Genomic DNA, 12,765 nt, shown 5'->3' on the forward strand with positions numbered 1-12,765 from the left:
ACATGAGAAAAATTATCTTATTTATTTTTACAGCATCAATTTTTATAACTTCTAGCAAGTTTACAGCGCAAGAAAAATATGGTGAATACTTAAAAGTAATTGCTAATACTTTACCTGAGGTATATGTTAAGTCTACCGATAATTTATTTTTTACAGTTCAAATAGCCGCATTTACCAATAAAAATAGCGAGTTAGAAAAAATTAATAATATTGTTATTGCTAGAGAAGAGGATAATTTATTTAAATATAGATTAGGAGAATTTCCTACCTACGAAGAAGCTGTAGAATATAAAAGAATTGTTTTAAGTGTTTGTAACGATGCATTTATTGTTTCTATTAAAAATGGAAAACGAATTCATATTAAAGAAGCTTTAAAAAAGCCTTCAGCTAACTTATAAAAGTTAAAATAATGAAAAAACTAATAATTTTATTTTCAATAACACTGCTATTATTTTCATGTGGAGATAAAGAAGTAAAAAAAGAAAAACAGGAAGAAATTGTAGCGCCAGTATCTACAGATCCTACTGTTAGAGACGAGGTTGTAGAAGAACAAGAACCAAGTCTTGTGTTTACAGTGCAAATTGCGGCGTTAAGAAATCCTAATAATCAATTAGCGAATTCAGAAGGTGTAAATACATTCGAAGAAAATTCACTAACAAAATATAGGATAGGAGCTTTCGAAACTTACGAAGAAGCTAGAAGTCAAAGAAACCAATTACGTTATAAATACAAAGGTGCATTTGTACAAGCTTTGGAAAATAACCTTCCTATAAATATTAAAGAAGCATTAAAAAAATAATAATGAAAAAAAATATATTGTTATTTTTTTTTAGTTGTGCATTATTGGCTTGTTCAGACACTAATTTATCTTTTCTTACAGATGGAGCTTCCATAACAAATGTTAAGTTTGTGGTAAAAGCTGGTGGCAATCATGTAGCAAAAATTTCTACAGTTTTTGTAGAATCTGGTTATTTTAAATTAGACGATACTTTTGATGTAAATACCTTTCCCTTTAAAAAAGAGTATAATGGAAGAGGTGTGCGAAATGCAGCAAGTACATTATTAAAATACGAAGATAAAAGTTCTAAAATAACGAGTAGCTACAGTGTTATTTTACAAATATTTCAAGATAATATGCTATTAAAAGAAGAAGAGTTTTTAATTTCTACAGTAAATAAACAAGTTTCTATAAGCGCAGGTTTTGTGGTAAGTAACGCAATTTAATAAGCATGTATTTATGCTGTTTTTAAAATATATACTAATAATTTTTTTTAAATGGCAGATATTTTTCAAAATAATACAGTTATAGATTTTCCAGATATTTCTAAAATTGATTTTAAATCAATAGAAAAGAAATATTTAAAAGTAATTGTATTGAACATAGGTATCGTTTTTGCAGTTTTATTCACGGCCGTTTTTATTGTAGATTATAAAGATTTATTAGAATTGGAAGAATATACTATATGGCTATATGTTGCTGTTTTTATATTTTTACTAATAACGCTTTCTATAAAAATTGTTGGTTTTAAAAAAAGAAAATATGCAGTAAGAGAAAAAGATATTTCTTACAAAAACGGGATCTTTTTTAGAACGTTAACAACAGTTCCTTTTAATAGAATACAGCATGTGGAGATAGATCAAGGGCCTATTTCCCGATATTTTAATTTGGTTTCTTTAAGTGTTTTTACAGCAGGAGATAGTAGCGACGATTTAAAAATAAGTGGACTTGTAAAAGAAGAAGCAGCAAAAATTAAAGAATTTATCAGCAATCAAATAGATGGATAATTCACAAGATTTTAGCCAGTTTAGGAGACAATCTAAAAAAGGGATTCTTATTATTTATTTGAATTTACTTTATAAAGTGCTAAAAGCATTTTGGATTTTACTATTTCTTTTCATTCAAAAGTTTTCCAAAATTTCCGAATCCACCTTAAACTATATTTATTTAGGTATTTTTGTAGTGCTCGTTTTTTTCTTATTGAGAGCTTTCTTTATTTTCAAAAATTTTCAATTTAAAATAGAAAACAATCATTTTATTTTAAAAAGAGGAATCATAAAAAAGACCAATACTTCTATTCCTTTCGATAGAATTCAGAACATTAATTTTAAGCAGAATATTATGCAGCAAATAATTAATGTGCACGAAGTAAATATAGAAACTGCTGGTTCTGCAAAAGCAGAAATTTCGATAAAAGCATTATCCTTTAAAGAAGCAAAAGCATTAAAAAATGCAGTTACAATTTTCGATAAAAAAAATATAACCAAAGAATCAGAAATTACAGAAAAGCCATTATTAAAAGTAGGTTTTTTAGAGTTGATGAAGGTAAGTTTAACTGAAAATCATTTACAAAGTTTACTGCTTTTATTTGCTATTTTAATCGGTTTTTATCAGCAAATAAGCGATCTTTTCGATGGTTTAGGAAAAAGAGATCTGTTAGACGATTATATTTCAGAAAATACGTCGACATTAGAAACAAGTGTCTTTTTAATTGTAGGATTATTAATTTTTTTTACAATAATAGCAGTTTTAAGCTCCTTAGTTCGTGTGTTTTTAAGACACTTTAACTTAACTGTTTTCGTAAAAAATAACGCTCTAGAAATTTACCAAGGCTTAACAACCAAAAATTCTGTAATTTTAAAGAAGGATAAAGTGCAACATATTACTGTTTCTACAAATCCAATAAAAAAGAAATTAGGAATTTCGTTTATCACTTTTAAGCAAGCAATAAGTGGTAAAGTAAAAAAGAAACAGAATAAAATTATTAAAATTGTAGGTTGTAAATCTGCACAAGTTGCAATTATAAAAGAGTTGTTGTTTCCTAATGAAAATCTAGAAGGTATAGGTAAAAATTATTCAGATTCTTATTTTAGAGCAAGATTGTATTTTAGAAGTATGCTTTTTTTCTTGATATTAAATACCGGTCTTTATTTTGGTTTTGAAAGTTTACATGTTTTTTGGATAAATGCCTTATTAATACCAATTTTTATATTTTTTATCGAACTAAAATTCAGAAAAAGATATTATTATTTTAATGACGATTTATTGTTGTTAGGCTCTGGAAGTATAGAAACACATAAAACCTATTTGCCTTTTTTTAAGGTACAAAATGTAAAATTGAAACAAACCATTTTTCAAGCGAGAAAAAATGTGGCAGATATTGTTTTTCAAACGGCTTCAGGTAAAATTAAAATACCATGCATTCAATTAGAAAATGCACAAAAAATATATAATTACACATTGTTTAAAGTAGAAACTAGTAAGAAATCATGGATGTAAAAAGTTATATAAAAGCTGCACGTTTAAGAACTTTACCACTATCTATTTCTGGGATTATTGTGGGAAGTATTTTGGGAATCTGGAGGAAAGAGCATATACAAAATAAACTTAGTGGAATTGAAGCGTCTTTTTACGTAAAACATATCGAGATTGAATCATCTTTTTTAATCTTTTTTTTAGCAATTTTAACCACAATTGGTTTTCAAGTACTATCTAACTTTGCGAATGATTATGGAGATGGAATTAAAGGGTCAGACAAAAACAGAACAGGAGAAGCAAGAATGGTTTCTTCTGGAGCCATCTCACCAAAACAAATGAAAATTGCAATAATAATTACTACAATTATCACCTTAATAATTGCTTCATTATTAATTTATGTTGCTTTCGGAAGTGAGAATTTTGGGTATTCTATTTTGTTTTTTATTTTAGGAATTGCATCGATTGTAGCAGCTATTAAATACACAGTTGGTAATTCGGCTTATGGTTACAGTGGTTTTGGAGATGTATTTGTATTTTTGTTTTTCGGTTTATTAAGTGTTGTAGGAAGTTACTTTTTGTACACAAAACAAATTAATTTCAACATTTTCTTGCCAGCAATTTCAGTAGGTTTATTAAGTACAGCAGTTTTAAATTTAAATAATTTAAGAGACAGAGAAGAAGATAAAAAGAATAATAAAAATACATTGGTTGTAAAATTAGGGATAGAAAAAGCTAAGAAATATCATTATTTTTTAATATTTGGAGCATTAATAACAGCTTTAGTTTATGTGTTTTTAAATTTTAACTCCATTTATCAATTGGTATTTTTAATAGCGTTTGTACCTTTGATTAAGAATGTAAAAACTGTAGCAATTAACAAAATTCCTGCAGCACTAGATAGCGAATTAAAAAAAGTGGCATTAAGTACATTTTTGTTTGCAATTCTATTTGCAATCGGACAAACAGTATTTTAAAAGAATAGTATTATGAAAGCAATAAAAATAATTTTAGGAATTATTACAGTGTTAGTTTTAGCATTTTTCGCAACAGGTTTAATTGTAAAAGAAACAAAATATACAGCACAAGTTTCTGTAGAGAAGCCAGTAGAAGCTGTTTTTAACCAATTTAATAAACCAGAAAATAAGAAAAACTGGATTCCAGAAATTCAATCTTTCGAAACTGTAAACCAGAATCAAGGAATTACAGGAAGTGTTTATAAATTGGTGGTAGAAAATCAAGGACAAGATATTACCATGACAGAAAAAGTAATGGCTTACGTACCAAACGAAAAAGTTACTTTGTTTTATGACGCCGAAAATATGCTAAAAAAAGACGATTATATTTTCACAGAAAAAGAAGGTGTAACCACAATTACTTTAAATGCAAGTTGTAGAAGCGATTCTTATGTGATGGCTTGTTTATTTCCTTATTTTAAAGGAACTTTTCAAGAACAAGACCAAAAGTATTTAAATAATTTCAAGAAATATATCGAGCAAGAAAAAGAACAGGAATAACAATTTCTTAATAATACAGCAAAAATTTTATTTTGATAAAAGCAACCTATAAAAAATACATTCTTAATTTTAAAAATCCGAGTGGAACTTCACGTGGAATTTTAAGAACCAAAGAAACTTGGTTTATTATTTTAGAAGAAAATGGTAAAACAGGTATTGGAGAAACAGGTTTGTTTAGAGGTTTAAGTGCAGATGATCTTCCTAATTACGAGGAAAAACTAAAATGGGTTTGTAAAAATATCAACTTAGGATTAGAAAAATTATTAGTAGAAATCATAGATTTTCCATCGATTCAATTTGGATTAGAACAAGCATTTTTATCGTTAAAAAGTATTGATAAATTTGAATTATTTCCATCAGAATTTACCAAAGGAAAACAAGCAATTCCAATAAATGGTTTGGTTTGGATGGGTGATAAATCCTTTATGAAAACACAAATACAAGAAAAACTAAAATCAGGTTTTTCTTGTATTAAAATGAAAATTGGAGCAATTAATTTTAATGAAGAAATTAATTTATTAAAATCTATTAGAAACGAGTTTTCATCTGAAGAAATAGAATTGCGAGTAGATGCAAATGGAGCTTTTATTCCACAAGAAGCACTTGAAAAATTAAAACAGTTATCTAAGTTAAATTTGCATTCTATAGAACAACCTATAAAGCAAGGTCAATTGCAAGAAATGGCTTTATTATGTGAGAAAACACCTTTGCCAATTGCATTGGATGAAGAGTTAATTGGTGTGTTTACTTCCGAAGAAAAAAAGAAAGTAATAGAAACTGCTAAACCACAATTTATAATTTTAAAACCAAGTTTAATTGGAGGTTTTGGCGGAAGTAAAGAATGGATTAATTTAGCAAAAAATAATAATATAGATTGGTGGATAACTTCTGCTTTAGAAAGTAATATTGGGTTGAATGCGATTGCACAATTCACTTTTACTTTAAATAACAAATTGCCACAAGGTTTGGGAACAGGAGGTTTGTTTACCAATAATTTTGAAAGTCCTTTAGAGGTAAAAAACGGAACATTACAATATAATAATTCCAAAAAATGGAATTTTAATTTAGTCTAAAATGTTTCCTTGAGCGCAGTCGAAAGGTTAAAATAAGACAATTTATAATTTATAAAACATGAATTTTATTCAACAAGCATACAAAGGAAGAAACGAATGGTATCATTGGGTAATTACTATAGTTATCGTTTTTTTTGGATGGCAAATTTTGGGAGCAGTTCCATTGTTAATGGCAGCTGCAGCAAAATCGAAAGACATCAATCAGTTTTCGGAATTTGCAAAAGACAATTTCATGACAGCAGGCATTGATAAAAACCTGTTACTTGCGCTAATGATATTTACTTTTTTTGTTGGTTTAATTTCACTTTTAATTGCGGTTAAATATGTTCATAAAAGAACAATTACTTCTTTAGTAACAAGCAGAAATAAAATCGATTGGAAACGTTTTTTCTATGGTTTTTTTGTGTGGGGAATTATCGCAGTCGTATTTTCTTATGTTGGAATTTTATTAGCGCCCGAAAATTATACTTGGAATTTTAATGCAACACCATTCTTTACTTTAGTCGCAATTTCCTTTTTGTTTATTCCTTTTCAAACAAGTTTAGAAGAACTGCTATTTAGAGGATATTTTATGCAAGGAATTGGAATTTTAGCAAAAAACCGATGGGTTCCATTATTAATAACTTCTGTAGTTTTTGGCTTGTTACATGGTGCAAATCCTGAAGTTGCTAAATTGGGACAAATAACCATGGTTTTTTATATTGGAACAGGTTTGTTCTATGGAATTATTACATTAATGGACGAAGGAACAGAAATTGCCTTGGGTTTACATGCCATAAATAATATTACTGCCGCATTTTTTATCACGACAGATTGGACTGTTTTTCAAACAGATGCTTTGTATATAGATACTTCAGAACCATCTGTAACTTGGGAAATGTTTTTGCCAGTTTTTGTTTTATATCCTTTAATGTTATTTATTTTTTCTAAAAAATATGGATGGAAAAACTGGAAAGAAAAACTAACAGGTAGAATTACAGAACCTGTAAACTTAAAAGAAAATTATAGAGTTTTAGAAGATATTGGTGCAGAATAAACTCCATAAAAGCTTTCAATTAAATAACAATTCATTTTCTAATGTTGATGAATTAATAGTTTATGTACAAAATTCTTCTAAAGAAATATATCCATTTTTAAAAGAATGGTTTTCGAATGACGGTTTTATAACTGTACAAACTTCTGGCTCTACTGGAAAACCAAAATCGATTCAATTACAAAAAGAGTTCGTTATAAATTCAGCATTAGCAACTGGGAATTATTTTTCTTTACCAGAAAATACAACAGCTTTATTATGTCTCCCAATAGAATATATTGCAGGTAAATTAATGCTGATTAGAGCAATTACCTTGGGTTGGCATTTAGATGTTATTCAGCCAGTTTCTAATCCTTTAAAAGACGTTTCTAAAGAATATGGTTTCTCTGCAATGGTTCCTTTGCAAGTGGAAAATTCTATGGATAATTTACATCAAATTAAAAAACTAATTGTTGGTGGAGGAGTAGTTTCGAATCAACTTCAAAATAAATTACAAACCATTTCTACTGAGGTTTTTGCAACCTATGGAATGACAGAAACCATTACACATATAGCAGTTAAAAAACTTAACAACTTTTCTAATGTGTTTTCGGAAGAGAAGCCTTTTTATGAAGTATTACCAAACGTAACCATTTACAAAGACGAAAGAAATTGCTTAGTTATTGATGCTCCAAAAGTTTCGAAAGAAGCGATTTTTACAAATGATGTTATTCATTTAATTTCAGACACTCAATTCGAGTGGTTAGGACGTTTTGATAATGTAATTAATTCTGGCGGCATAAAATTACATCCAGAAAAAATAGAGAAGAAGCTTTCTGAAATTATCGAAAATAGATTTTTTGTATCTGGAATTCCTGATGAAAAATTAGGAGAAAAATTGGTTTTAATTGTTGAAGACATTGTCTCTTCGAGTGCAGTTGAGAAGTTAATAGAAGTCAAAAATTTAAAAACACTTTCTAAGTTCGAAATTCCTAAAGAAATTTATTTTGTAAAAAAGTTTGTGGAAACTAAGACAAAAAAAATCCAACGTAATAGAACATTGGATTTGATATTTTAGTTACTCAAAATTCAATAAATAATCACGTAAATCTTCATCTTCTCCTAAATTCATTTTTTTCTTAATTCGATATCTTGCAGTTTGCACAGATCTTGGGTCTATTAAAAGAATTTTTGCAATTTCTTTGGTGTGCATGTGCAATTTTATAAAAATACAATGTCTTAATTCTGTTTCAGAAAGATTTGGATGTACTTTAATTATTTTGTCATAAAAACCATCATTTACTGCATTAAAATGTTTTTTGAGAATTTCCCAATCTTTATCTCTATCTAAAATATAATCAATATGTTTTAGAATACTTTTTATTTCGTTATTATCTTCGGTCTTTATGCTTTTTAAATCTGCTTTTATTTCTTTAAAATATTGTTTATTATAAAGTAAATTCGTAGTAGAAGTTACCATTTCTTTTTCCTTTTCGAGGATGTTGTTTTTTAATATTTCATTATTTTTTTGTATTTCTTTACCTTTGTTTTTACATCTCAATAATAGGTAGTAGCTAACGATAAACCCAATTATTAGCAGAATAGCTAATAGGAAAATTACTATTTTTAAACTGTATATATGGTTGTGTAAAGATTCGTTACGTAGTACTACTTTTTCATATTCAAACTTTTCATTCAAATGGTCTATTTTATTTAGTAGCTCTAAATTTTTTTTACTTTTATTATCAACAACAGTTTTTAATATATTTGGATTTTTATGTCCTATTAATTCTAAATCAAATAGACAGTCACTAGATTTAGGTCTTACTTGATGGATAGATACACTTAAAATTGCTTCATTTTTTTTAAAAATATTACTTTCAAAAATAAAGGATAGATATTTTTTTTCATTATCTCTATCTATAATCTCTTTTGCTAAAGTATTACTTGATATTGTAATATCTGGCATATTGTTCCTTAGAATTTCTTTTCCATCGATATAAAGAACTATACCATCGTCTCTTAAAATTTTAAATTCATAAGCAACAAAATTTTCATTATTTATTTGAATTCTCTTCTTAAAATATTTTACGATATCTTTTTTTTCTTTGCTATTTCCAAAGCTTATTGTAGTTTTAAGTTTAGTGTCTCCATAACCAATTGGAGCTGGTCCAGAATTCCAATTTGAAAAATCATTAGACAACATCCAATCATCATTTAAAGAACCTTGGTCGTAATAATGCCAATCTGATCCACTTTTCATTAAAATTTCTTGAGATTGTAAACAATAAGAAAAGTTTACGATAAGGAAAAAAAGAATTTTAGTAAAGTTGCTTTTTTGCTTCATTCTATGGGTAGTTATTGCTAATAATGTGTAAATATAGTAGTTTTTGTAGTTTAAAAATAGGTTTGTAGTAGTTTAGATGTAATCTTTTTTTGTGAAACAATGTTTAAATAAACTACATTTGTTTAATATTTTGAATTAGTAGTAAAATATTGTATTGGGGGATAGAATATATATCTATTAAAATTCAAAAAAAAAAGTCGTGATTTAATTATCACGACTTTTGTTTTTTTTAATGTTTTTTTATGAATTTTCCATACTATGATACACGTTTTGTACATCATCGTCTTCTTCTAGTTTTTCTAAAAGTTTTTCTACATCTGCCTGTTGTTCTTCGGAAACAGCTGTTGTAGTTGTTGGAATTCTTTCAAAACCAGAAGATAGAATTTCTATATTATTTTCTTCAAAATAAGATTGTAATGCACCAAACTGCTCAAAAGGAGCGTAAATAATAACACCTTCTTCATCGTCGAAAACTTCTTCAACTTCAAAATCTATTAACTCTAATTCTAGTTCTTCCATATCCATAGTAATATCCTCTTTTTTCAAAGTAAAATTACAAGTATGGTCGAACATAAATACAACAGAACCAGAAGTTCCTAAATTTCCATCGCATTTATTAAAAGCTGCTCTAACATTGGCAACAGTTCTATTGTTATTATCTGTTGCAGTTTCTAAAAGAATTGCAATTCCATGTGGTGCATATCCTTCGAAAAGTACTTCTTTATAATTTGCAGTGTCTTTATCGGTTGCTTTTTTTATAGCACGCTCTACATTATCTTTAGGCATGTTTGCAGCCTTTGCATTTTGTATTACTGCTCTTAAACGTGAGTTTGTTTCAGGGTTAGGTCCTCCTTCTTTTACTGCCATAACAATGTCTTTACCAATTCTGGTAAATGTTTTTGCCATTGCAGACCAACGTTTCATTTTTCTTGCTTTTCGAAACTCAAATGCTCTACCCATTTCTTATGCTAATTTTAATTGTTAACTACGCAAATGTAGAAATTTGAATGCTGAATAGCAATTATTTTAAAGGCTCTTTTTTATTTATAAATTACCTAGTTATAGGTATTGTGTTGCCTTAAAAGGCTTTATAATTTTGAGTGAAATATTTTAAATAAATTTATTATGAAAAAAATTACTTTTTTACTTTTTACATTATTAACTTTTTCAATCTTTGGGCAAGACAAATTAACATCTAAAATAAACCAATCTTACGATGGTGTAAATTGGGTTAATAATAGCAGATCAACATATAAATATAATTCTAATAATAATTTAACTGAAGATGCTTACTATAACTGGAATAGTATAAATGCTTCATGGGATCTAAGTGGAATAGACACCTATACTTATAATAGTCAAAATAAATTGGTTACAGATACTTATGAAAATATAGATTCTTCTACTGGAAATCCGGTTGATGGTTATAAAACAATCTATACCTATAATAGCAATAATCAAATTATAGAATCAATAGATCAAGAAAGAAAAAATAATAATTGGGTAAATGAATTTAGAAGTACTTTTACCTATACAAATAATAAAATTACAGGTTTATTATCTGAAGAATGGAATGGATCTTCTTGGGTGTTGGTTACAGAAGCAGCACAACAAGATGCTTCTTCTAGAATTGTTATAAATTATGGTTCAAATAATTTAGTTTCAGAATTTATCTATGAAGAGTGGAATGGAAGCTCTTGGGATTTAGATAGTAGAGATACTTACACATATAATGCAATAAACAAGCAAACACAAAATATTAGTCAAGATTGGAATGGTACTTCTTATGTAAATAATTATAAATCTGAATACACATATGATGGTAATGGTAATTTAATTTTAGAAAAAGATTTTGATTTTGATAATGGCACCTTTACAAGTAATTATGAAGAAAGTTATACTTTTGATACTAGTCAATTAATGAGCACAATAATAAATCCTTTTAAAGATAGAACTGGTTTTGCAGCTTTAACAGGAGAAGATACAAGGTTCGTAAATAAAATATTAACTTCTTCTACTGGAGCAAATGATAGAACAACTTATTATTACAATGGAGAAACTGCAAGTGTAGAAGATTTTGTAACACTAAATTTTAAAGCATATCCAAACCCTACAAGTGGTGTTTTTACAATTGATACCGCAAATTTTGAAGTAGAAAAAATAGATATATTTAATGTTTCAGGAAAGAAAGTTTTTTCTACAAACCAAAAACAAGTAGACATTACGTCTTTATCGAAAGGAGTTTATTTACTAAAATTAGAAACAACAGCAGGTAAATTTGTAAGTAAAAGAATTATAAAAAACTAAAAAAGAAAGTTTAAAACCACAAATTCACTAACTAAAAATTAGAGGATTTGTGGTTTTTCTTTAAACATTACTTTATAAGTAAATACGATTGTTTCGCAATCTCAATTTCTTCATTTGTAGGAATTACTAGAACTTTTACTTTTGAAGTAGAATTTTGAATTTCTCGAATCTCTTTAGAACGAACATTATTTTTGCTTTCATCTAAATCAATTCCTAAAAAATTTAAATTTTTACATGCTAATTTTCTCATTATTGCAGAGTTTTCTCCAATTCCTGCTGTAAAAACAATGGCATCTAATCCGTTTAAAATAGCAGTATAACTTCCAATGTATTTACGAATTCTATAACCTGCTAAATTCAGTGCGTTTTGGCAATCTTCATTTCCTTGTTCCGCTTTTTCAGAAATTTCACGTAAATCAGAAAAACCAGTTAAACCTTGCATTCCAGATTCTTTTTGCAATAAATTATTTACTTCTTCTAGAGATTTGTTTAATTTATTTATCAAAAAGAAAATAACAGATTGATCGATATCTCCAGAACGAGTTCCCATTATTAAGCCATTCATTGGCGCAAAACCCATAGAATTTTCAACGCTTTTTCCATTTTTAATTGCAGACATGCTACAACCATTTCCTAAATGAATAGTGATAATGTTTTTTGATTTTTCTTCGCCTAAATACTCAATCGCTTTTTCAGAAACATATTTATGACTTGTGCCATGAAAACCATACGCTCTAATTTTGTTTTCTTCTAAATATTTATTCGAAATTGCATATTGATACGCTTCTTTTGGCATTGTTTGATGAAAAGAAGTATCGAAAATTGCAATTTGTTTAGCGGATGTAAAAATCGTTTCCGCAATTTCTATTCCTGTTAAATTTGCAGGATTATGTAGAGGTGCTAAATCGAATAAATCTCTAATACTGTCTTTTACTTCTTGCGTTACAACTACAGTTTTACTGAATTTGCTTCCTCCATGAACAACTCTGTGTCCAACCGCTTTTATTTCATCAACAGAATTTAAAACACCAATTTTTTTGTCTAATAAAGTTTTAGCAAGTTTTTGTAAACCAACTTCATGATTTAAAATGGGTAAAACTTCTTGGTGTTTTTTATCATCAATTTCATGAGTAAAAACGGCATCTTCCATTCCAATTCTTTCTACCAAACCAACACATTTTACATGTTGAGAAGGCATTTCTATCACTTGATATTTTAAAGAAGAAGAACCTGCATTTAAAACTAAAATATTCATA

At 27.7% G+C, this 12,765-nt stretch carries 14 protein-coding genes; 11 read left to right on the forward strand and 3 right to left on the reverse strand.

Going from position 1 to position 12,765, the window contains the following annotated elements; genetic code table 11:
• The first annotated feature begins 2 nt into the window (after positions 1–2).
• The 10 genes from H9I45_RS15640 to H9I45_RS15685 are packed head-to-tail and all read left to right on the forward strand — an operon-like array spanning position 3 to position 7,933.
• The gene (locus H9I45_RS15640) at positions 3–398 is read left to right on the forward strand and encodes a hypothetical protein (RefSeq protein WP_088354194.1); all 396 of its coding nucleotides are present in this window, start codon (positions 3–5) and stop codon (positions 396–398) included.
• 11 nt (positions 399–409) lie between these two features.
• Positions 410–799, forward strand: coding sequence for an SPOR domain-containing protein (locus tag H9I45_RS15645; RefSeq protein WP_088354193.1), 390 nt, complete (start codon positions 410–412; stop codon positions 797–799).
• Between the two features lie 2 nt (positions 800–801).
• Positions 802–1,224, forward strand: a complete 423-nt coding sequence (locus H9I45_RS15650; RefSeq protein ID WP_088354192.1) for a hypothetical protein — start codon at positions 802–804, stop codon at positions 1,222–1,224.
• A 51-nt stretch (positions 1,225–1,275) separates the two neighbouring features.
• A complete protein-coding gene (locus H9I45_RS15655) occupies positions 1,276–1,785 on the forward strand; it encodes a PH domain-containing protein (RefSeq protein WP_088354191.1) in 510 nt (169 codons plus the stop codon).
• Complete coding sequence (locus H9I45_RS15660) at positions 1,778–3,277, forward strand: PH domain-containing protein (protein ID WP_088354190.1); 1,500 nt, start codon at positions 1,778–1,780, stop codon at positions 3,275–3,277. The genes H9I45_RS15655 and H9I45_RS15660 overlap by 8 nt, the downstream gene beginning before the upstream one ends.
• Positions 3,268–4,230, forward strand: a complete 963-nt coding sequence (gene menA, locus H9I45_RS15665) for a 1,4-dihydroxy-2-naphthoate octaprenyltransferase (protein WP_088354189.1) — start codon at positions 3,268–3,270, stop codon at positions 4,228–4,230. Before H9I45_RS15660 ends, menA begins: the two co-directional genes overlap by 10 nt.
• 12 nt (positions 4,231–4,242) lie before the next feature.
• Entirely contained in the window at positions 4,243–4,770 is a 528-nt protein-coding gene (locus H9I45_RS15670; RefSeq protein WP_088354188.1) for an SRPBCC family protein, read from the forward strand.
• A 32-nt stretch (positions 4,771–4,802) separates the two neighbouring features.
• Entirely contained in the window at positions 4,803–5,843 is a 1,041-nt protein-coding gene (locus H9I45_RS15675; protein WP_088354187.1) for an o-succinylbenzoate synthase, read from the forward strand.
• A 58-nt stretch (positions 5,844–5,901) separates the two neighbouring features.
• On the forward strand, positions 5,902–6,879 hold the full coding sequence (locus H9I45_RS15680) for a CPBP family intramembrane glutamic endopeptidase (RefSeq protein WP_088354186.1): 978 nt from the start codon (positions 5,902–5,904) through the stop codon (positions 6,877–6,879).
• Positions 6,869–7,933: an AMP-binding protein gene (locus tag H9I45_RS15685; RefSeq protein ID WP_317043381.1), complete on the forward strand. Its 1,065-nt coding sequence runs from the start codon at positions 6,869–6,871 to the stop codon at positions 7,931–7,933. Before H9I45_RS15680 ends, H9I45_RS15685 begins: the two co-directional genes overlap by 11 nt.
• Here H9I45_RS15685 and H9I45_RS15690 read toward each other — a convergent pair whose 3' ends face one another.
• Together H9I45_RS15690 and H9I45_RS15695 are read right to left on the reverse strand one after the other, a co-directional pair.
• Positions 7,934–9,118 carry a helix-turn-helix transcriptional regulator gene (locus tag H9I45_RS15690; protein WP_140422755.1) on the reverse strand — a complete coding sequence of 395 codons (1,185 nt, stop codon included), beginning with the start codon at positions 9,116–9,118 and terminating at the stop codon, positions 7,934–7,936.
• A 324-nt stretch (positions 9,119–9,442) separates the two neighbouring features.
• Positions 9,443–10,162 carry a YebC/PmpR family DNA-binding transcriptional regulator gene (locus H9I45_RS15695; RefSeq protein WP_088354183.1) on the reverse strand — a complete coding sequence of 240 codons (720 nt, stop codon included), beginning with the start codon at positions 10,160–10,162 and terminating at the stop codon, positions 9,443–9,445.
• A gap of 165 nt (positions 10,163–10,327) precedes the next feature.
• Between H9I45_RS15695 and H9I45_RS15700 the strand changes: the two genes are divergently transcribed.
• Positions 10,328–11,509, forward strand: a complete 1,182-nt coding sequence (locus H9I45_RS15700; protein ID WP_088354182.1) for a T9SS type A sorting domain-containing protein — start codon at positions 10,328–10,330, stop codon at positions 11,507–11,509.
• 67 nt (positions 11,510–11,576) lie between these two features.
• Here H9I45_RS15700 and H9I45_RS15705 read toward each other — a convergent pair whose 3' ends face one another.
• Positions 11,577–12,764 carry an acetate/propionate family kinase gene (locus H9I45_RS15705; protein ID WP_088354181.1) on the reverse strand — a complete coding sequence of 396 codons (1,188 nt, stop codon included), beginning with the start codon at positions 12,762–12,764 and terminating at the stop codon, positions 11,577–11,579.
• Between the last annotated feature and the right edge of the window lies 1 nt (position 12,765).

It is taken from the genome of Polaribacter haliotis, from assembly GCF_014784055.1.
In the GTDB taxonomy this organism is placed as follows: Bacteria; Bacteroidota; Bacteroidia; order Flavobacteriales; family Flavobacteriaceae; genus Polaribacter; species Polaribacter haliotis.